The 18,371-nt window shown below is 70.9% G+C and carries 22 protein-coding genes and 1 riboswitch; of the genes, 14 read left to right on the forward strand and 8 right to left on the reverse strand.

What is annotated here, in order from left to right; all coding sequences use genetic code 11:
* Positions 1 to 9: 9 nt before the first annotated feature.
* Positions 10 to 1,023 (reverse strand): hypothetical protein, encoded by a 1,014-nt coding sequence (locus GKE82_RS25165; RefSeq protein WP_154735665.1) that lies wholly within the window; start codon positions 1,021 to 1,023, stop codon positions 10 to 12.
* Between the two features lie 32 nt (positions 1,024 to 1,055).
* Positions 1,056 to 1,198, forward strand: a riboswitch (cyclic di-AMP (ydaO/yuaA leader).
* Positions 1,199 to 1,215: 17 nt separating this feature from the next.
* On the opposite strand from GKE82_RS25165, the gene GKE82_RS25170 reads away from it, so the two are divergent.
* Positions 1,216 to 2,301 carry a M23 family metallopeptidase gene (locus tag GKE82_RS25170; protein WP_154735666.1) on the forward strand — a complete coding sequence of 362 codons (1,086 nt, stop codon included), beginning with the start codon at positions 1,216 to 1,218 and terminating at the stop codon, positions 2,299 to 2,301.
* Positions 2,235 to 3,107: a cytochrome c oxidase assembly protein gene (locus GKE82_RS25175; RefSeq protein ID WP_309233841.1), complete on the forward strand. Its 873-nt coding sequence runs from the start codon at positions 2,235 to 2,237 to the stop codon at positions 3,105 to 3,107. Before GKE82_RS25170 ends, GKE82_RS25175 begins: the two co-directional genes overlap by 67 nt.
* A gap of 7 nt (positions 3,108 to 3,114) precedes the next feature.
* Here GKE82_RS25175 and GKE82_RS25180 read toward each other — a convergent pair whose 3' ends face one another.
* Positions 3,115 to 3,732, reverse strand: a complete 618-nt coding sequence (locus GKE82_RS25180) for a vitamin K epoxide reductase family protein (protein WP_309233842.1) — start codon at positions 3,730 to 3,732, stop codon at positions 3,115 to 3,117.
* A complete protein-coding gene (locus tag GKE82_RS25185; RefSeq protein ID WP_154735667.1) occupies positions 3,729 to 4,394 on the reverse strand; it encodes a thioredoxin domain-containing protein in 666 nt (221 codons plus the stop codon). Before GKE82_RS25185 ends, GKE82_RS25180 begins: the two co-directional genes overlap by 4 nt.
* 63 nt (positions 4,395 to 4,457) lie before the next feature.
* Between GKE82_RS25185 and GKE82_RS25190 the strand changes: the two genes are divergently transcribed.
* The 10 genes from GKE82_RS25190 to GKE82_RS25235 all read left to right on the forward strand — a co-directional run bounded on the left by GKE82_RS25190 (position 4,458) and on the right by GKE82_RS25235 (position 13,849).
* A complete protein-coding gene (locus GKE82_RS25190) occupies positions 4,458 to 5,837 on the forward strand; it encodes a hypothetical protein (protein WP_154735668.1) in 1,380 nt (459 codons plus the stop codon).
* A 39-nt stretch (positions 5,838 to 5,876) separates the two neighbouring features.
* Positions 5,877 to 7,907, forward strand: a complete 2,031-nt coding sequence (locus GKE82_RS25195) for a heavy metal translocating P-type ATPase (protein WP_309233843.1) — start codon at positions 5,877 to 5,879, stop codon at positions 7,905 to 7,907.
* A 49-nt stretch (positions 7,908 to 7,956) separates the two neighbouring features.
* Positions 7,957 to 8,307 (forward strand): hypothetical protein, encoded by a 351-nt coding sequence (locus tag GKE82_RS25200; RefSeq protein ID WP_154735669.1) that lies wholly within the window; start codon positions 7,957 to 7,959, stop codon positions 8,305 to 8,307.
* 102 nt (positions 8,308 to 8,409) lie between these two features.
* Complete coding sequence (locus GKE82_RS25205; protein WP_154735670.1) at positions 8,410 to 8,778, forward strand: copper resistance protein CopC; 369 nt, start codon at positions 8,410 to 8,412, stop codon at positions 8,776 to 8,778.
* A 4-nt stretch (positions 8,779 to 8,782) separates the two neighbouring features.
* Complete coding sequence (locus GKE82_RS25210; protein WP_154735671.1) at positions 8,783 to 10,273, forward strand: PepSY domain-containing protein; 1,491 nt, start codon at positions 8,783 to 8,785, stop codon at positions 10,271 to 10,273.
* A 19-nt stretch (positions 10,274 to 10,292) separates the two neighbouring features.
* Positions 10,293 to 10,988 carry an iron transporter gene (locus tag GKE82_RS25215; protein WP_154735672.1) on the forward strand — a complete coding sequence of 232 codons (696 nt, stop codon included), beginning with the start codon at positions 10,293 to 10,295 and terminating at the stop codon, positions 10,986 to 10,988.
* Positions 10,985 to 12,199: a Tat pathway signal protein gene (locus GKE82_RS25220; RefSeq protein WP_154735673.1), complete on the forward strand. Its 1,215-nt coding sequence runs from the start codon at positions 10,985 to 10,987 to the stop codon at positions 12,197 to 12,199. The genes GKE82_RS25215 and GKE82_RS25220 overlap by 4 nt, the downstream gene beginning before the upstream one ends.
* Complete coding sequence (locus tag GKE82_RS25225) at positions 12,187 to 12,684, forward strand: hypothetical protein (RefSeq protein WP_154735674.1); 498 nt, start codon at positions 12,187 to 12,189, stop codon at positions 12,682 to 12,684. Before GKE82_RS25220 ends, GKE82_RS25225 begins: the two co-directional genes overlap by 13 nt.
* Positions 12,681 to 13,241, forward strand: coding sequence for a TlpA disulfide reductase family protein (locus tag GKE82_RS25230; RefSeq protein WP_154735675.1), 561 nt, complete (start codon positions 12,681 to 12,683; stop codon positions 13,239 to 13,241). The genes GKE82_RS25225 and GKE82_RS25230 overlap by 4 nt, the downstream gene beginning before the upstream one ends.
* Positions 13,241 to 13,849 carry an SCO family protein gene (locus GKE82_RS25235; RefSeq protein WP_154735676.1) on the forward strand — a complete coding sequence of 203 codons (609 nt, stop codon included), beginning with the start codon at positions 13,241 to 13,243 and terminating at the stop codon, positions 13,847 to 13,849. Before GKE82_RS25230 ends, GKE82_RS25235 begins: the two co-directional genes overlap by 1 nt.
* A 3-nt stretch (positions 13,850 to 13,852) precedes the next feature.
* Here the strand turns inward: GKE82_RS25235 and GKE82_RS25240 are convergent, their stop codons facing one another.
* From GKE82_RS25240 to GKE82_RS25255, 4 genes are all read right to left on the reverse strand, one after another.
* Positions 13,853 to 14,581, reverse strand: a complete 729-nt coding sequence (locus GKE82_RS25240; RefSeq protein ID WP_196189463.1) for a cytochrome c biogenesis CcdA family protein — start codon at positions 14,579 to 14,581, stop codon at positions 13,853 to 13,855.
* Positions 14,574 to 15,086: a TlpA disulfide reductase family protein gene (locus tag GKE82_RS25245; RefSeq protein ID WP_154735678.1), complete on the reverse strand. Its 513-nt coding sequence runs from the start codon at positions 15,084 to 15,086 to the stop codon at positions 14,574 to 14,576. Before GKE82_RS25245 ends, GKE82_RS25240 begins: the two co-directional genes overlap by 8 nt.
* Positions 15,083 to 15,670, reverse strand: coding sequence for an isoprenylcysteine carboxylmethyltransferase family protein (locus GKE82_RS25250; RefSeq protein ID WP_154735679.1), 588 nt, complete (start codon positions 15,668 to 15,670; stop codon positions 15,083 to 15,085). The genes GKE82_RS25245 and GKE82_RS25250 overlap by 4 nt, the downstream gene beginning before the upstream one ends.
* Before the next feature lie 66 nt (positions 15,671 to 15,736).
* Positions 15,737 to 16,477, reverse strand: coding sequence for a hypothetical protein (locus GKE82_RS25255; RefSeq protein WP_154735680.1), 741 nt, complete (start codon positions 16,475 to 16,477; stop codon positions 15,737 to 15,739).
* A 91-nt stretch (positions 16,478 to 16,568) separates the two neighbouring features.
* Between GKE82_RS25255 and GKE82_RS25260 the strand changes: the two genes are divergently transcribed.
* A complete protein-coding gene (locus tag GKE82_RS25260; RefSeq protein ID WP_154735681.1) occupies positions 16,569 to 17,021 on the forward strand; it encodes a hypothetical protein in 453 nt (150 codons plus the stop codon).
* Positions 17,018 to 17,620 carry an isoprenylcysteine carboxylmethyltransferase family protein gene (locus GKE82_RS25265; protein ID WP_154735682.1) on the forward strand — a complete coding sequence of 201 codons (603 nt, stop codon included), beginning with the start codon at positions 17,018 to 17,020 and terminating at the stop codon, positions 17,618 to 17,620. Before GKE82_RS25260 ends, GKE82_RS25265 begins: the two co-directional genes overlap by 4 nt.
* Here GKE82_RS25265 and GKE82_RS25270 read toward each other — a convergent pair.
* Positions 17,617 to 18,327: a DUF3105 domain-containing protein gene (locus GKE82_RS25270; RefSeq protein ID WP_154735683.1), complete on the reverse strand. Its 711-nt coding sequence runs from the start codon at positions 18,325 to 18,327 to the stop codon at positions 17,617 to 17,619. The two genes, GKE82_RS25265 and GKE82_RS25270, sit on opposite strands and share 4 nt — an antisense overlap.
* Positions 18,328 to 18,371: the final 44 nt, after the last annotated feature.

The raw sequence follows: 18,371 nt of genomic DNA on the forward strand, positions 1-18,371 counted from the left end.
GCAGCCGGCTCAGGCCTCCAGCGCCTTCTTGATCGCGGTTTCGAAGCCCCGAAAGCCGAACGACCCCTCGAGCCGCTCGGCGACGCGTCCACGTGCGTCGATCGTGAAGAGCCACGGCTCCGACGGCAGGTTGAAGGCCTTGAGCGGCTCGCGCAGCCCCTTGTCGAACGAGTTCTCCACGTAGACCTCCTGGTGGATGAACGTCATGCGATCGCCATAGGTGGACTTGAGCTGCGCGGCGATGTCGACGACCGGGCCGCAGACGCGTGACTCGCACAGCTGCGGGGTCGAGAAGACGAGTGCCACTGGCTTCTTGCCGAGCACGTCGTCGAGGCTCTCCTCGTGCTGGTCGTCCGGCGGGAGCCGCGTGTCGATCGCCGCAAGGTCGCCCCCGGCGGAAGCGACGGTGTCGGTCTTCACGCTCGGCGCGCGCTCCCCGACGTCGGGCACGGCATCGGCCTTCGCGTCGACGACCTTGATCTGGGTGCCGGAGCCGATGAGCTTCCCGTTGATGTCGCTCGCCACGAGGACGTTGTAGGTCCCCGGTCCGTCGACCGTGACCCGCGAGTCGTAGATCGCGGAGAACGGGTCCTTCTCGCTGGCCGTTTGCCGTGAGCGGAACGGTGGGTCCGTCACCAGCAGGTCTGCCGGCGCCGGGAATGGTCCGAGCACCCGGGCGCTCTCGCCCTTGGCGAGGTAGACGACCGACGGGGCGTAGACGAACCCGGTCTGCTCGTCGATGAGCCCGAACGCCAGTCGCGTCCGGGCGTCGGGGAAGACGCTCGTCCCGAGCGCGACCTGCGGCCCGGTCCCGTCGAGGGACTGGCTCAACTCGTTGAGCGTCTTTCCGGCCGGCTTGGGGAAGCGGGCGAGATCGACCGACGTCGCCTCGGCCAGCTTCGCACGCAGGGCCGCGGACGACGGTCCGCGGGGCTCGACGGACGCGCCGTCGGAGGACGAATCTCCGCCGCAGCCGGCGAGGGTCGCGGCACTGAGTCCGAGGATGAGGAGGTGTCGGCGCATTGTCTACGACGCATCGTAGTATGATGCGCGCCGTCATAGCAGCGCCGAATCGTCGAGACCCCGGGGTCGAGGCGAGCGGGGGACCCACTCCGGGGGCGAATCGACCCAGTGTCGTAGCGCGACTTTTCCGCGCGAGTCCGTCAGCTAACCCCGTAGGCAGACGAAAAGAGATTCGCGTTGACCTACCGCCGGTTGTCCCTCGCCGTCCTGGCCCCCACCGTGTTGCTCCTCGTGCCTTCGGGCGCGCTCGGCGCCTCGAGCACCGGAGGTGCGTCGATCCCGGACCCGGCCGCCGCGAGCGCGGCGTCCTGCGCGTCGGGCGAGAGCTGGGCCTGCCGGCGCGGCCAGACGCTCACGATCGCCGGTACCGGCATGGACGGCGTGACCCGCGTCATCTTCCAGGGCGGCAAGGGCACCAAGGACGACCGTGCCACCGCACCGTCATCCGCCGAGGCGACGTCGCTGAAGGTGACCGTTCCACGCGACGCCCGCAGCGGCGCGCTGCGACTGGTCAGCCCGGCCGGCGGCTCGAGCCGTACGCAGCGGCTGCGCATCCTCACCTCGCCGGTCCCCCAGGCGGACGTCACCGGCGCCACGACCGACCTCGCGCCCGGCCAGGCGCTCATCGCCGGGTCGCGCAAGCGCATGCTGCTGCAGTACACGGCGACCGTTGCGGGAACCGTCGAGGCCGTCCGGGTGGACTCCGGCCAGGTCGTCCGGTCCTGGCCGGTGGACGCTGGCCAGGGTGAGGTTCGCTGGGACGGGACGGTCGGTGGGTCGGTGGTGACGGCGGGCCGCTACGTGCTGCGCCTGGCCGGGCAGCCGACGGCGTCGCAGGCCAGTTCCGGGGCCGTCCAGGTCCTTGACGCGATCTTCCCGATCCGCGGCAAGCACGACCTCGGGCAGTCGGCCACCAACGACTTCGGCGGGGGCCGCGGCCACGGCGGGCAGGACATGTTCGCCCGTTGCGGCGTGCCGCTCGTGGCCGCACGTCCCGGGACCGTGCAGTTCGAGGCCGTCCAGTCCCGTGCCGGGAACTACGTCGTGCTACAGGATAAGACCGGCGCCTCGTACACCTACATGCACATGCGCGATCGCGCGCTCGTGAAGAAGGGCGACCGGGTCCGCGCCGGCCAGCGCATCGGCTACGTCGGAGACTCGGGCCGTGCCTCCGGCTGCCACCTGCACTTCGAGCTGTGGACCGCCCCAGGGTGGTACGAGGGCGGCGAGGGCATCGACCCGCTGCCGGAGCTGCGCCGCTGGGACAGCTTCAGCTGACCGCACCGGACGCCTCGTGGTCGGCGACGCCCGGCCCGCTGCTGCTGGTCCTCCTGCTGCTCGGCGGCTACCTGTGGCGCTGGCGCGCGGTCCGTCGCACACCGTCCGGGCCACGCGACGCGCCCACCTGGCGGCTGCTCGTCTTCCTGACCGGGATTGCCGCGCTCAGCGCCGCGCTCTTCTCCCCGCTGGATCCGCTGGGCGAGCAGCTTTTCGCCATGCACATGGTGCAGCACGTGCTGCTGCTCGACATCGTCCCGATCCTGCTGACCCTCGGGTTGACCAAGGTGCTGCTGCGTCCGGTGACGCGGCTGCTGCAACCCCTCGAGCGTCAGGCGGGCTGGTGGGCGGGCCCGTCCTTCGCGATCGTGCTCTACGTCGGCGTCATGTGGATTTGGCACATCCCGGCGCTCTACGACGCCGCCGTCGAGTCGTCGACCATCCACATCCTCGAACACCTGTCGTTCACCTTCGGCGGCATCCTGTACTGGTGGCACCTGCTGTCCCCCATCCGCTCACGCCACGCGCTCGGCGGGCTCGGGCCGGTCGTCTACATGGTGGTGACGAAGGTCCTGGTCGGGATCCTCGGGATTTTCCTGACCTTCGCGCCGCGACCGCTCTACGACGTGTACGCCGACGGCCCGCGCTACTGGGGGCTCAGTGCGCTGGACGACCAGACCCTGGCCGGCGCCATCATGGCGATCGAGCAGTCCGTGGTCATGGGGATCGCCCTCGCCTTCCTCATCATCCGCGCGCTGGGCGAGGCGGACCGGGCCGACGAGCGCGCCGAACGCCACGGCCCATGAACAACCCCTAGAGCTTGTCCATCCAGTAGTCCCAGAACCCCTGCGCGACGACCGCCGCCACGAGCAGCAACCAGACGGTGAGCACCACGCCGTGCAGGCCCGTGAGGCGCGCCACCGGTCCCTCCAGACGCGCCGGGATCGGAAGCCGTCCCGACGTGACGTTCGCGAGGGTGAGGTAGACGAAGATCGAGATCGTCATCACCCAGACCACCATGCAATAGGGGCACAGCGCCTCGATGCGGTAGACGCTCTGGAACATCAGCCAGTGGACGAAGACCACCGCGAACGTCGCACCGGCTTGCGCGGTCAGCCAGACCGCGCGGGTCAGCCGGCCGCCCGTGACCAGCACGAGCCCGAACGCGACGAGGACGCCGAAGCCGGCAATCCCGATCAGCGGGTTGGGAAACCCGAACGCCTCCGCCTGGTCGGAGCTCAGCACCGACCCGCAGGCCAGCACCGCGTCGATCGTGCACGCCGGCACGTGCGTCGGGTCCTCGAGGACCCGGACCTTCTCGACCATGAGGACGATCGCCGCGACGAGCGCGATCGCCCCCGGGACGAGGAGGACCCAGCCGACGATCCGGTCGAGGAACGCCGGGGCGTTGCGGGCCGGCTGCGTGCTCACTCGGCGGTGAAGGCCGCTTCGATGTCCGCCTGCAGCTGCTCCGCGGACTCGAGGTTCATCATCTCGCCGTTCAGGAACAGGGTCGGGGTGCTGACCACGCCGAGGTTTGCGCCGTCCTGCATGTCCTTCTCGATGCGCGCGATCGTCTCGGGCGACTCGAGGTCCGCGCGGAACTTCGTCATGTCGAGCCCGAGGTCCTCGGCGTAGCCGATGAAGACGTCCTTCTTGGAGTCCTTGGACTCACCCCACTCCTTCTGGGTCTCGTACATCCGCTTGTACATCGGCTCGAGCTTGTCCTGCTTGGACGCGGCCTCGACGGCCTGCGCGGCGATCTTGCCGTTGCGATGTCCGGGCAGCGGGAAGTAGCGGATCGCGAAGGTCAGCCGGCCGTCGTACTGCCGGCGCAACTCCTCGATCAGCGGGTAGACCGCGCCGCAGGCCTCGCACTCGAAGTCCAGGAACTCGACGAGCGTGACCTTGCCGTCGGCCGCGACGTCGAGCTTGTGCGTGTCCGCGCGGACGACCGGGGTCGACGCCGTCGCCTGCGGTGAGGGCTTTGCGGCCGCGGGTTCGTCGGAGTCCCCGCTCGCGATGGCGAGGCCGATGATGACGGCGAGGGCGAATGCGACGAGGGCGCCGCTGATCTTCAGGTTGGTGCTCATTGGGTCCTTGTGCGAGGGCGTGAGCGCGCTGATCTCCGATACAGCGTAGTAGATTGCCGCGCCGTGCACGCCCGCCCCATCGCCCGCGCGACCGCGGCGGCGGCGTTCGTCGCCGGCGCCCTCTGGCTCCTCTTCGACGGCGGCTCGGTCAACTACGACGCGGCCTACGGCCTGCTCTGGGGCGACCAGGTCGCCCACGGCAGCACCCCGGAGTTCGTCGTGCCGCTCGCGCCGACACCCAAGCCGCTGGCGCTCATCCTGGGACTGGTCCTCACGCCACTGGGAGACGATGCGGCGACCGGACTGCGGGTGTTCTCGTTCCTGACGCTCGGCGGTCTCGCCGTCGCCGCGTTCGCGTGCGCCGCCGCAGTCGGCGGACGGCGGTCCGGCGTGCTGTCAGCGTGCTTGGTCCTGACCTCCGTGCCACTGCTCTCCTTCGGCACGCGCGGCTATCTGGACGTGCTGTTCGTGGCCCTGGCCCTCGCTGCCGCCTGGTGCGTGGCTCGTGACGCGCCCGATCACCACGCGACGGTCGCCCTCGCCGTCGGCGGGCTCATCCGCCCGGAGGCGTGGGCCCTCGCAGCGGCCCATGTGCTCTGGATCGTGTGGCGGGACGGCCGGGCCCCGCGCGTCGTCTTGGCCGTCGCGGCGAGTCCGGTCGCCGCTTGGCTGCTCTGTGACCTGGTCGTCACGGGTGACCCGCTGTGGTCGCTGACGGGCACCCGGGCAAACGTCGAGGCGCTCGGTCGCGACACCGGCCTGGGAGCACTCGTGACGACCGCACCGCGGCGGATCGGAGAGATCGTCAGGGAGCCCGTGCTGGCCGGCGGCGTCCTCGCGACGCTCCTCCTCGGCCGGCCGCGACCTGACCGCCAGACTGCGGCGCTGGTCGCCCTCGGCGCGGTGAGCGTGGTCTCGTTCGCTGGCCTCGTGCTCGCCGGGTCCCCGGTCATCGGGAGGTACCTGCTCCTGCCGTCGGTCGTCCTGATCGTGCTCGTCAGCGGTGCTGTCGGACGCGTCGGCCGAGGCGACGGTCCCGCAGTGCTCCTGGCGGCGGCCGCGGTCCTCGGCGTGACGGTTCTCGCCACCCCCGCCCAGGTCGACCGCCTGACCGGAGTTCGCGCGTCGCTGCGCGCCCAGACGGCCATCGAGCGCGATCTCGAGATGATCGCGCGCGCCGCCGACCGGTTCGACGCCTGCCGCCCGATCACGGTCGAGGGGCACCGGCAGGTCCCGGTAGTGGCGCGCGAACTCGGCGTGCGGGCCACCGCGATCCGCCTGTACCGCGGACCGACCGAAGGGCTCGTCATTCTCGCCGCGACCGACCGGATCCGACGACTCGCCGCTCTCGACCGGTCGGTCCGGCCGACGGCCGGAGGCGAACCCGGTGCGAGCAGGCCGGTCGCGATGACCCCATCGTGGGTGCTTCTCAAACGGTGCTGAGACTCATTACTATGTAACGTAGTAGTTTACGCTCACGGGGTGCCCACCAGCCTGACTTCCCCACCGCCGACCGATGACCACCGCCACCAGCCCGGCGACGGTCACGGGCACGACGGCCATGATCACGACGGCGTGCTCGACGTCTTCGGGGCGCGGACGGAGATCGTGTTCGCGCTCCTCGCCGGCGCTGCCGTCCTCGGCGGCTGGCTCCTGGAGAACGTGGGCGATGTGGACAGCGCCTTGCCGACGAGCCTGTTCATCGCCGCCTACGCCTTCGGTGGGTCGCTGACCGTCCGTGAGGCGTACCAGAGCGTCCGCGCGGGCCGCTTCGAGATCGACTTCCTGATGCTCGTCGCCGCGGCGGGCGCTGCGGCCTTGGGCAAGTTCTTCGAGGGTGGCTTGCTGCTGTTCCTCTTCAGCCTCGGGCACTCGCTCGAGCACTACGCGCTGGGCCGCGCCAAGCGGGCCATCGAGGCGCTCGCCGAACTGGCTCCCAAGAGCGCCCTCGTTCGGCGTGACGGCCTCGAGGTCGAGGTCGCCGTGGAGAACCTCGCGGTCGGCGACACCGTGATCGTGCGCCCGGACACGCGAATCCCGGCCGACGGGTTCGTCCTGCGCGGGACCAGCAGCGTCGACCAGGCCCCGATCACCGGGGAGAGCGTGCCGGTCGACAAGCAGCCGGTGGACGATCCGGCGCGTGCCGCGGAAGCGCCTGACGGCGTGGCGCCGGAGAGCCGCGTGTTCGCCGGCACCATCAACGGCAGCGGCGCGCTGGACATCCGTGTGACCCGCCGCGCCGCCGACAACACGCTCGCGCGCGTCGTCCAGCTCGTGAGCGAAGCGGAGACCGGACAGTCCTCGACCCAGCGGTTCACCGACCGCTTCGAGCGCTACTTCGTGCCGGCGGTGATCCTCTTCGTCCTCGGCCTGATCGTCTCCCCGGTCCTCACGAACGAGGACTTCAGCGACGCCTTCTACCGGGCCATGGCGGTCCTGGTGGCCGCCAGCCCGTGCGCGCTGGCGATCGCCACGCCCAGCGCCGTGCTCTCCGCCGTCGCCCGCGCCGGTCGCAGCGGAATCCTGGTCAAGGGCGGGGGTCCGCTCGAGATCCTCGGTTCGCTCCAGGCGATCGCCTTCGACAAGACCGGGACCATCACCGAAGGCAGGCCGCGACTCACCGACGTCGTCACCGCGCAGGGCATCACCGAGGACCGTCTCCTGCGGGCCGCCGTGGCGGTCGAGCGCCTCAGCGACCACCCGCTCGCCCGGGCCATCGCCCGCGGCGCCGCCCCGCGCCTGACAGACGCGCCTGCGACGGCGACCGAGCTGCAGAGCATCGTCGGGCGCGGCGTGCGGGCCACCCTCGACGGCACCCCGATCCACGTCGGCAAGCTCGACCTCTTCGCGGAGATCGACGGCCCCTCCCCACCACCCGAGATCGAGGCCTTCGTCGACAGCCTCGAGACAGCGGGCCGCACGACCATGGTCGTCCGCCACGGCCACGAGTACCTCGGGGTCATCGGCGTGATGGACACCGCCAGAGACGGCGTGCCCGAGGTGGTCGACGAGCTGCGGACGCTCGGCGTGGCTCGCATGGTCATGCTGAGCGGCGACAACCAGCGCGTCGCACAGGCGATCGCCGCCGAGGTCGGGCTCGACGAGGCACGCGGCGACCTGATGCCAGCAGACAAGGTCACCGAGATCACGACGCTGCGCGAGCAGGGCACCGTCGGCATGGTCGGAGACGGGGTCAACGACGCCCCGGCACTCGCGTCCGCGACCGTGGGCATCGCGATGGGCGCCGCCGGATCCGACGTGGCGCTCGAGACCGCAGACATCGCGCTCATGGGCGACGATCTCCGCCGACTGCCGTTCGCCGTCGGGCTCGGCCGGACGACCAACGCCATCATCCGGCAGAACCTGATCGTCAGCCTCGGGATCGTCGCGATCCTTATCCCCGCGACGCTCCTCGGGCTGGGCATCGGCCCCGCGGTGTTCGTCCACGAGGGCTCGACGCTGATCGTCGTTGGCAACGCCCTGCGCCTCCTCGCTTACCGCGAGAAGACCTGAGCGCACGGGTCGGGTCGCGGAATACTATTGCGCGTAGTATTTTGTGCCTGTGGACGAACGTCTCCACCACCTGCAGCCACGACCGCTCCCGCGCCGAACCTGGTGGCCCACGCTGCTGCGGGTCGCCGTGTTCGCCGCGGTCGTGGCCGCGGGGGTGGTCTGCGACCACGGAGCCGTCGTCGCGTTCGCCCCGGCCCTCCTGCTTCTGGCGTTCCTGCTGTGCGGCAGATTTCCCGGCGAGGAGCTGCTCGACCGCCTGCGCTCCGCGACCGCCCGACGCCCCGCACGCCGTCGTACGCGCCTGACGCAGCGGTTCCCCCGGCGCGCACCGGTGCACTGGGCCGTCCGCAGCCTGGCCTGCTCGTCGCTGGCCATGCGGCCACCGCCGCGCCCCGCCTGACGTCCCCGTCGCGGTCGACTTCCACCGTCCCCGCTGCCCGGCCCCGGGCGCGCCATCCCCACTTCGACCTCGCGCCGCACGCGGCGCAGGAGGACCCTCCACATGACCACTCGTCGTCGTGCCGCTCTCGGCACCGCCGCGATCAGCGCCGCGCTGCTCGTTCCCGCCGCCGCGATCGCCCACACCGAAGTCCAGGCCACCTTCCCGGCGGCCGGCAAGACCGTCCGCGCCTCCCAGGTCGGGTTCGTGAGCGTGACGTTCAAATCCCAGATCCGCGCCGGGACGATCAAGGTGACCGGCCCCCGCGGGCGCACCTACCAGCGAGGTCGCGCCGAGCGTGACCCCGGCAACAGCCGCCGGCTCCGCGTCCGCGTGAGCAAGCTCGCCAAGGGCTCCTACACGGCGCGCTGGACTATGCGGCACACCGACGGTCACACGCTCCGCGGCTCGTTCAACTTCCGCGTCCGCTAGAGGCATGTCCGTCACCGACACCCCCGGCGAGGTTCTGGACCCGGCGCTCGAAGCCCGCGGGACTGAGCTGCGGTCGGCCGAGCAGGGCCGGCTCTTCCGCACGGTCTGGCGCTGGCACTTCTACGCCGGCCTGCTGGTCATTCCGGTCCTCGTGATCCTGTGCCTTTCCGGGATCGTCTACCTGTTCAAGCCGCAGATCGACGCCATCGCCTACGGCAACCTCCGCGACGTCACGCCGTCCGCGTCGGGCACCACCGTGTCCTACGACCGTCAGCGCGACGCAGCGCAGCGCTACCTCGGCGACGAGGGACTCGTGCTCGGCATGACGCCGCTGGCGGCGCGCGACCGCGCGACCGAGTTCGAGGCGTTCGACGCCGACGGACGCGACGTCACCGTCTACGTCAACCCGTACTCGGGCAAGGTCACCGGCTCGCGTGACGACGGGGCAACGCTCACGGCGCTCGCGCTCGAGCTGCACGGAACGCTCCTCTCCGCACGACTGTTCGACGACGAGGGCAAGTGGGGCGATCGCGTGATCGAGCTCGCCGCGTCGTGGACCGTCGTCGTGCTGATCACCGGGATGTACCTCTGGTGGCCCCGCGGGCGGAAGCGCAGCTGGCGAACCGCGATGCAACGCCCGCGGGGAGGCCGGGACCGACGGACGTTCTGGCGGGACCTGCACGCGACCACGGCGGTGCTGTTCTCGTTCGTCTTCCTCTTCTTCCTCCTCACCGGGCTCGCGTGGACGGGGGTCTGGGGAGAGCGGGCGACCTCGTTCGCGACGGACCGCTCGCTGTCGTACCCCGCCGGGACCTACGACGGTGCGGCGTCCAAGACGATCGAGGACATCACGCAGGGCCGGCCGGCGGCGTGGTCGATGGGCAAGCTGCCGGTGCTCCGCTCCCCCAGCGCTGACGGCGACCGGACGCTGCGCTGGAACCCGGCCGACGGCGCGCCGCTGGACGCGATCGTCGGCCAGGCGGAGTCAATGGGACTCGCGGACGGCTACGTCGTCTCGTTCCCGGAGGACTCCGCGGGCGCCTACACGCTGACCGCCATGCCCGACGGCGATGCACAGCCCAACGTCAAGGCGACGGACCAGCGCGTCACCTACATCGACCAGTACACGGCCGAGCCGATCAGCGACTACGAGTACGCCGAGTTCGGCATCTACGCCAAGACGATGGACCTCGGGATCGCCCTGCACGAGGGCCGGCAGTTCGGGCTCGTCAACCAGCTCCTGACCCTCACGGCGACTTTGGCGCTCCTGCTCACGATGGCCACGAGCGTCGTGATGTGGCGCAAGCGGCGCCCTCGTGGCATCGGCGCTCCACGGCGGCCCGCGGACCGTCGGCTGGGCATCGGCGTCCTGGCGATCACCGCCGGGCTCGGCGTGTTCCTCCCCCTCCTGGGGCTGTCCCTGATCGCCCTCATCCTGCTCGACCTCCTGGTGATCCGGCGCATCCCGCCGCTGCGCCGGGCGCTCGGCGCCTGACCTGAACGGAGAACCACACATGCGACCGCACCACATCACCGTCCCCGCCGCCCTCGCGGCCATCGCACTCGTCGTCGGAGCCTGCGGCACGACCGCCGACGACAACGCCGCCGACCTCCCGGGCGGCGGCACCAGCACCCAGGCCTCCGCGGCGCCCGCAAGCGCCGGAGGTGGCAAGCACAGCCAGCACTCCGGCACCGCCGGCGGAGGAACATCGACGACCGGCGCAACCGAGACTGACGCCGCCGCCACGAGCGCCGCCTCGGAGATGGAAGGCATGGTCACGCTCGCCACCTCCGAGCAGGGCGACCTGGAGACCGAGCTCCACGCCATGCCCCCCGAGCGGTTCTTCGTCTCCGAAGGCGACGCCCTGCGCGAGCAGAAGCCCGCGAGCACCGACGACGCCCACCTCATGGTCACCCTCGCCGACCAGCAGTCCGGTGTCCGGCTGCCCGATGCGACCGTCACGGTCCGGATCACCGACCGCGCCGGAGCCACGGCGTTCGAAGGCCCGCTCTATCCGATGGTCGGCCGCGGGATGGGCCTGCACTACGGCGAGAACGTCAAGCTCGGCAAGCCGGGCGCCTACGACGTGCAGCTCACCATCGGGCCGCCCCGCGTCGGCCGCCACCGCGCGGTCGCCAAGGCGTGGACCACCACGCGGAAGATCACGCAGCAGGTGAAGTTCGACGGCAAGACCCTCGGGCCGCTGTGAGCGACGAGCGCCCAGCGCTGACCCGACGCCGGCTCCTGCAGGCCGGCACCACCGGCGCGCTCGCGCTGGCCGGTGGTGCCGGCTGGGTCGGCTGCGGGTCCTCGTCGACGCCGGTCCCGCGGGTCCGGGCGCTGCCTGGCGGACGTCCCGGGCAGCAGTTCGCCTGGGACTCCCTCCTCGCCGCCGACGCCTCGGGCAACCGCAGCGCCCCACGGCACCACCGGCTGCTCCACCTGCGCCTCGACGGCACGCCGACGGTGGCGTCCGCCGCAGCCCTGGAGGACGCGCTGCGAACCTTGGAGGAGCAGTTCCCTGCAGGCCCCGACGGCCTGCTGATGACGGTCGGGTGGGGACCGCGGTGGTTCGCCGGGCTCGAGCAGGCGTCTCCCATCCCCAAGCCGGTCGCGCTGACGCCGGACGAGGTGCCCGACCTCGACACCTTCGCGGCATGCATCCATCTCGCCTCGGACCGCCGCGGCGTGCTGAACACCGCCGAGCGCACGATCCGCCGGGGAATCCGCTCGCCCTTCGTCGTCGATGCCGCTCGGCGTGGCTTCACCGCCCCCGGGATCCCTCGCAGTCTCTCCGGGAAGGTCGAGGGCATCCCGGCGGGGCAGCCAGAACGGACCGCCCCCTTGTTCATGGGGTTCACGTCCGGGTTCCGCCGCAACCAGGCGCTGGAGTCCGACGTCACCATCGCCGACGGCGCATGGGCCGGCGGCACGACGATGCACGTGAGCGTCCTGGCCCTGGCGCTCAGCACCTGGTACGGCAGCCTCACGATCGAGCAGCGGGCCGCTCGGATGTTCTCCCCGCAGACCTCGATCGCGCAGGTCCGCGACCCGGGCGCGGGGTTCAGCCCACCCGCGGACGTCGCGGCGGCCGCCCGCGAGCACGGCCTGGTCGGTCACGCGCAGTCGATGATCGCCGCCCGCCGAAACGACCGGCCGCTGATCATCCGCCGCGACTTCAACGGCCTCGACGGCCGGTACCCGCTCGTGCACTTCGTCTCGCTGCAGCGAGACATCGACGACTTCGTCGCGACACGGCGCGCGATGGCCGCCGCCCGCGCGGTCGCCGCCGACCAGCGCGTCACCCCACAGATCAACAACGGGATCAACGAATGGCTCAGCACCCGCAGTCGCGCGAACTACCTCGTGCCGCCCCGCACCCGACGCACCTGCCCCGGGCTCGGCGGATGGGACGACTGATCGCGCTCGCCGCGACGGTGCTCGGCGTGCTGCCCGTGACCGCCGCCGCCCATGGCGGCACGCTCGTCGGCTCGACGAAGAACTCCGCCTACGCGCTCAGCGTCGCCGCCGGCGAGATCCGCCTTATTGACGGCCGGAAGGCGGTGGACATCACGGCCTATCCCATCCGTCGAGCCAGCGGCAGCCCCGACCTCGACGCCCGCGTGACGATCACGATGAGCGGCCGCACCTACACGGGCAAGCGCCTGGGCGATGGAATCGACGTCGAGATCCCCCTCGAAGAGGCAGGCGACTGGAAGCGCAAGTCGTTCACCGTCGCCCTCGTCGGCTCGGCCGGGACGATCCAGCTCGCGGTCGCGCCGCTGCTCAAGCAGGGCGACGGCCCACCCGGCTGGCTGTACCCGGCCACCGCCGTCGGCGGCCTGGCGATCATCGGGTGGTCGGTCAACCGGATGCGCCGTCGCCGCGACGATCCCACGGGATGACCGCGCGTGCGCGGCTCACCCGGGCCTTGTGGCCGGCACTCGCCGCCGCGTTCGTCGGCCTGCTCGTCTACGGCCTGGTCCTTCAGTCACCGGACACGACGCTGGACGACGCCGTGCAGCGCGGCGAGCGCCCGGTGGCACCCGGCGCCGCGCGCGAGCTTCCCCGTCTCGAGGGCCTGGGCAGCCGATCCCTGAGCGACTACCGCGGCAAGGTCGTCGTCGTGAACTTCTGGGCCTCCTGGTGCGCACCCTGCGAAGTCGAAGCGCCGGCCCTCCAGCGAATCCACGACCAACTCACGTCGACCAACCGCGGGACGGTGCTCGCCGTGACCTACCAAGACGCCATCACCGACTCCAAGCGGTTCGTCCGACGCCTGCGGCTGACCTTCCCGGTCATCCGCGACGTCGAGACCGAGCTCGCCGCGGAGTTCGGCACCCGCAACCTCCCGGAGACCTTCGTGATCGACCCAGACGGACGAGTCGTCGCCATCAGCCGCGGCCAGACCGACGACGCCTTCCTCCGTGACGCGGTGCGTCGCGCGGGAGGTGGCGCCTGATGTCCCCCCGCCTGAAGATCGTCATCGGCTTCCTCTTCCTCGGGCTGAACGTCGTCCTCGTCGGATCGCTGCTCGTCGGCGACCGCAAGGATCCCAACGCCGGGCTGACGGAGAGCGCGTTCACCGGATCCGAGCTACCGCCCGGCATCCGCGCACCGAACTTCCGGCTGACCGACGAGAACGGTGCCGAGGTCACCATGGCCGGCCTGCGCGGAGAGGTCGTGCTCGCGACGTTCGTCTACTCGACGTGCGACGAGAGCTGCGGACCACAGCTGCAGCTGATGCGCCACGCGCTGGACGACCTCGGAGAGGACATTCCCAGCATCGCCATCTCAGCCGACCCGCGGACGGACACACCCACGCGTGCCCGCCGCTTCCTGCTCGAACAGCGGATGCTCGGCCGCACGCGATTCCTTCTTGGAGACGCTGCTCGCCTGGCACCGGTCTACAAGGGGTTCTTCATCCAGCCCCAGACGGCCGAGACCGAGCACCACGCCCGCCTCGTGCTCATCGACCGCCGTGGGTTCCAGCGGGTCGGATACACGCTCACCGACACGAGCAGCGCCGGGATCACCGCGGACATCCGGCGCCTGCAGGGCGAGCGGTGATGCTCAGATGTTCTTCCAGAAGTTGAGGCCGAGCGCGTCGAGCGCCTGTTGGATCTCGATGTTCACGCGGAACAGCTCCCCGGTGAAGACGAGCACTCCCATCGCGAGGAGCGACAGGCCGGAGATGACCTGAACCTCGCGGTGGTGCCGCGCGAACCAGGCGAAGGTCCGCGCCAGCCGCTCGTAGGCGAGGGTCGACAGCAGGAACGGGATGCCGAGCCCTGCCGAGTAGACCGCGAGCAGCGCGGCGCCGTCCGCCGTGCCGCTCGTGGTCGCCGCCAACCCGAGGATCGCCCCGAGGGTCGGACCGACGCACGGTGTCCAGGCGATCGCGAACGCGGCGCCGGCCACGATCGGGCCGCCGGTGCCCGCCCGTGCCGTGAGACCGTCGACCTGCCATTGCCGGTTGAGCGGCGTGATGAACGGGGCCGCCATGAAGAACAGGCCCATCAGGACGATCGCGCCGCCGCCGAGCTTGTTGAGCAGCGGCTGGTTGTCGAAGAGGAACCCTCCAAGCGCGGTCGCGCTCAGCCCGAACGCGATGAACACGAACGAGAACGTCGCGACGAAGAGGAGGCTGTTCAGCATCGCGGCGCGCGTAGGCCGCCGGTCGTCCGGCCCCTGGCCGCAGACGGCGGCCAGATAACCCGGCACGAGCGGGAGACAGCACGGCGAGAGGAACGAGGCGAGGCCGGCGAGGAACGCCAGCGCGATGCTCGGGGACTCAACCACCGTCGATCGCGTACCGCTGGATGTCCGCCGCCAGGTCGGCCTCGCTGCGGTAGGCGCCCTGGTGGGTGAAGACGAGCTCGCCGCTCGCGTCGTAGTAGGCCGTGGTCGGCCACGCGCGGCCGCCCCGGAACGTCCGGGCAATGTCTGCGTCCGGGTCGGCGAACTGCGGAAACGGCAGCGGGCTCTCGCGCAGGAAGCTCGCCGCGTCGTCGGTGCTGTCCATCGAGTTCACCCCGACGAACGCCACCTCCCCGTTTCGCTTCTTCGCCTGGTCGCGGAAGTACGGGAACTCCTGTCGGCACGGGGTGCACCACGACGCCCACTGGTTGACGACGACCGGCGTGCCTTCCAGCGTCGCGAGGTGCGCCTTGAAGGCCGTGGTCCCCCCACCGCGGATGCCGTCCCCTCCCTGAGGAGTGCCGCCACCGCAGGCTGCCAGCCAGAGCGCGACGAGGACGGCGACGATCGTCGCCAGCCGCGGGCGCGTCGTCGCCGCACGGTTCATCCGGGATGCGTGTGGGAGACCGCGCGGGCGGGCGTCTCTCGACGCCACACGGCAAAGCCCGGCGTCGTCGCACGGTAGGTGTCCCAATCGTCACCGAACCACTCGCTCAGCTGCTGCTCCTCCCGCTCCCACAGCCGAGTCAGGAACCAGAAGAAGATCACGACGACCGCCACGGCGACAGCAGAGCGTCCGATCACCGCCACGGCGAGCAGCAGCATCATCCAGGCCTGGTCCTGAGGGTGACGACACCGCTCGTACGGGCCACTCGTCACCAGCCGCCACGGACGCAGCTCGGCGAGTTCCGCCCCGACCAGGAGCGCTCTGCTCGAGATCACGAAGAGGACGACGCCGGCGCAGCCCACCGCGACGCCTGCCACCAGCGCCGCGTGCTCGTCCACCGGGATCCGCCACGGGTCGACGAAGGCGGCGGCGACCACGGTGTCCGCATGCACCAGATAGGTCAGCCACGTCGCGATGACCGCAGCGAGGCTGACCGACCCGTCGTCCGTTCCTCGACGTCGGAGCCACAACACGAAGGACGCGAGCACCGCGTAGACGACGATGCCAATGCCGATCGCGATCATCGGGCTGGTGTCGGTCGGGACCTCATGTACTATGCAGCATAGGAGATAGGGGCGCGTAGAGCGCGGTCACCCGACCGCGGAGTCCCGACCAAGCCGCCAAGGATCATGCCTCGGCGTCTCCCCGTTCCACACGCGACGTCCGATCGCCACGCCATCGAGCACCAGTCGACCCTCCCAGCCCAGCGTCATGAGGAAGGTCGCGAGATCCTCGGGATGCACGCGGAGATCGCGAGCGCGCAGCGCGATCAGCGCACCGGCCAGCCGTCGGGCCAGAACAGGACCGAGCGTCATGTCGCTCCCGTTCACCGTGTCGGTCGCAGCGCGGATCGCCGCGATCACGACGGCAGGCAGTGGGTCTCGGGCAACCTCCAGCACGGGACGCGTCGACCCGAGCGGGAGCGGCCGATGGACCCGGCACCACAGCTCGAGCGCCGCAGGGTCGGCGGTGACCGCGGCGACCGCGGGAACCCCGGCGTCCTCGATGGCGGTCAGACGGTCGGTGTCGCCACCGACCATCAGGACCGGCCCACGCGCGCTCAACCCTCCGCGCCACGAGACGCCCTGAACGACGACGCCGCCGAATGCGTAGCGGTGCGGCGGCTCGAACAGCGCTCGCGCCTCGACCATGCCGAGCGCCGGCCCGAGGTGCTCGAAGACGCGGAAGCCCGAGACGAGGATGCTGATCTCGTCGTGGCCGAGCCGGTGAGCGGCGCCGAGCAGCCAGCCATAGGCGACCCACGGTTCACCCGGCGTCTCGCGCGAACGGTCGACCTCCCACGCGCGCTCGATCTCCAGCCTTCCGGTCATCTACTACGCAGTCTAGGAGATAGACTCGCGTTCACCGGTTGCGAACCGGCTCCGCATACATTCCAACGTCTGTTGCGATATACATTTGTGCATGAGACGACTCCTCCTCCCCGCGGCGATGGCGCCCGTTCTCGCGTTCTCGGGGTGTGGCGACGACGCGCCCGAGCGTGATCTGCGCTCGGACAAGCTCGTCGTCGTGGACTGGAAGCGTGCGGCCCCTCGGGCGCTGTGTCAGTCGGAGACCGAGGCTCGCGCCGCAACTAGCCGGATCGCGGTCCGCACGCGCGACCATCCGTCCGGCCGGGAATGCTGGATCGCGGTGGTCGGATCAAGGCCGGTCGCGACCGGCGCCGATGTCCGCGCAGTGTCCAGGGTCGACGACCAGGAGGAGCTCCGATTCTCCCCGGAGGTCGGCCGGCGCTTGGTCGCGCTCGGCACGGATACGCACGTCGGGGTGATCTACGACGGCCGTCTGCTCGACGTGGTGTTCCCGCTCGACGGAAACGTCCGCATCCCGCCGGCCGGCGCGGAGGCGGCAGGATGAGCGCGCTCGCTCTCGTCTTGTTCCTCGGGTACCTGCTCGTGGTCTTCGCAGGTCGCGCGGTGCTACTCAAGCGCCGGACCGGGACCGCGGGTTGGCGCGGCATCACCGGTCGGCCCGGGTCCGCGGCCTGGCTGGGCGGGGTGCTGTTCGCCGTCGCGCTGGTGATTGGTCTCGCCGCCCCGGTCGCCGCGCTTCTCGGCGCGTCGAACGCCTTCGACATCGCCGGGGCGCGCTGGCTGGGACTTGCGCTGTTCCTCGGCGGATGGATCGGCTCGGTCGCCGCACAGCAGGCGATGGGCGCGACCTGGCGGGTGGGTGTCGAGGCCACCGAGCAGACCGACCTCGTCCGCGATGGTGTGTTCGGGACGATCCGCAACCCGTTCTTCAGCGCGTTGTTGCTGAGCGCATTCGGACTGGCGTTGTTGGTGCCCGGCATCCTGGCGTTCGCGGCGCTTCTGCTGCTGGTGTTTGCAGTCGAGTTGCAGGTCCGGGTCGTCGAGGAGCCGCACCTTCTCGCCCAGCACGGCGACCGCTATCGCGAGTACGCCTCGCGGGCCGGCCGTTTCCTGCCGGGCATCGGGACGATGAGACGGTCCTAGGGGACGAGCTCCGGTCCCTTGTCGACGTACTTCGCGCGGAAGGCGCGGAGGGTGTCGATGGTGGCGGCGTCGAGCGGTCCGGGACAGCCGACGTAGTTTGTCCACGCGGCTGCGGCGAACTTGAACGGCATCCTGGTGTTGTTCTGCATCACGGCCTGGTGGTAGCCGTTGCCGCCGCTGAAGTCCTCGCCGTACAGACTGGACAGCTTGCCTTGGTCCGCCGCCGATGTTCCGGGCGCGAAGTGGAAGATGATCCGCCCGTGCTCGAGCGTGTGGACCGTGTTCTCCTTCTCGGGCTCATTGCCCGGGGAGTATTCGCCGTCCTGCGCCGGCGTCACGCTGTGCGGGCCTGACGTCGGCGGGTTGGTCTTGTAGCTGTCGACCGCTCCTTGCACGTGGTCGCTGCCCTCGTTCGGCAGTTGCTCCCGGAGCTCGCACCGGGCGAGCTTTGCGGCCTCGGCGAGGTCGGTGGTCTTCTGTGCGGGGATCGCGACGGCGGCGACGCCGCTCCCGGTGGCCTTCGGGCCGCCTCCCCCAGCGCCCCCGAGGATGACGGCGGTGGCGATTCCCCCGACGGCGATGACGGCGACAGCGATCCCGGCGACCTGCCGGGTCCGTTGCTGGCGGGCCTCCGCAGCCGCAGCGGCTGCTGCACCCTCCTCGCGCTCGCGTCGGCGCGCTTCCTTCTGCTCCTGACGACTGGACACGGCGCGGCACACTACCGTCGCCACGCCGTTTCTACTACTCAGAA

Source organism: Conexibacter sp. W3-3-2, assembly GCF_009707605.1.
Taxonomy (GTDB): domain Bacteria; phylum Actinomycetota; class Thermoleophilia; order Solirubrobacterales; family Solirubrobacteraceae; genus Paraconexibacter; species Paraconexibacter algicola.

What these genes read in the sequence shown, in the direction of transcription:
- GKE82_RS25265 (WP_154735682.1), top strand. Translation starts at nt 17,018, where the DNA reads ATGAGCGCGCTCGCTCTCGTCTTGTTCCTCGGGTACCTGCTCGTGGTC.
- GKE82_RS25245 (WP_154735678.1), bottom strand. Translation starts at nt 15,086, where the DNA reads ATGAACCGTGCGGCGACGACGCGCCCGCGGCTGGCGACGATCGTCGCC.
- GKE82_RS25205 (WP_154735670.1), top strand. Translation starts at nt 8,410, where the DNA reads ATGACCACTCGTCGTCGTGCCGCTCTCGGCACCGCCGCGATCAGCGCC.
- GKE82_RS25185 (WP_154735667.1), bottom strand. Translation starts at nt 4,394, where the DNA reads ATGAGCACCAACCTGAAGATCAGCGGCGCCCTCGTCGCATTCGCCCTC.
- GKE82_RS25165 (WP_154735665.1), bottom strand. Translation starts at nt 1,023, where the DNA reads ATGCGCCGACACCTCCTCATCCTCGGACTCAGTGCCGCGACCCTCGCC.
- GKE82_RS25255 (WP_154735680.1), bottom strand. Translation starts at nt 16,477, where the DNA reads ATGACCGGAAGGCTGGAGATCGAGCGCGCGTGGGAGGTCGACCGTTCG.
- GKE82_RS25260 (WP_154735681.1), top strand. Translation starts at nt 16,569, where the DNA reads ATGAGACGACTCCTCCTCCCCGCGGCGATGGCGCCCGTTCTCGCGTTC.
- GKE82_RS25250 (WP_154735679.1), bottom strand. Translation starts at nt 15,670, where the DNA reads ATGATCGCGATCGGCATTGGCATCGTCGTCTACGCGGTGCTCGCGTCC.
- GKE82_RS25210 (WP_154735671.1), top strand. Translation starts at nt 8,783, where the DNA reads ATGTCCGTCACCGACACCCCCGGCGAGGTTCTGGACCCGGCGCTCGAA.
- GKE82_RS25235 (WP_154735676.1), top strand. Translation starts at nt 13,241, where the DNA reads ATGTCCCCCCGCCTGAAGATCGTCATCGGCTTCCTCTTCCTCGGGCTG.
- GKE82_RS25215 (WP_154735672.1), top strand. Translation starts at nt 10,293, where the DNA reads ATGCGACCGCACCACATCACCGTCCCCGCCGCCCTCGCGGCCATCGCA.
- GKE82_RS25230 (WP_154735675.1), top strand. Translation starts at nt 12,681, where the DNA reads ATGACCGCGCGTGCGCGGCTCACCCGGGCCTTGTGGCCGGCACTCGCC.
- GKE82_RS25225 (WP_154735674.1), top strand. Translation starts at nt 12,187, where the DNA reads ATGGGACGACTGATCGCGCTCGCCGCGACGGTGCTCGGCGTGCTGCCC.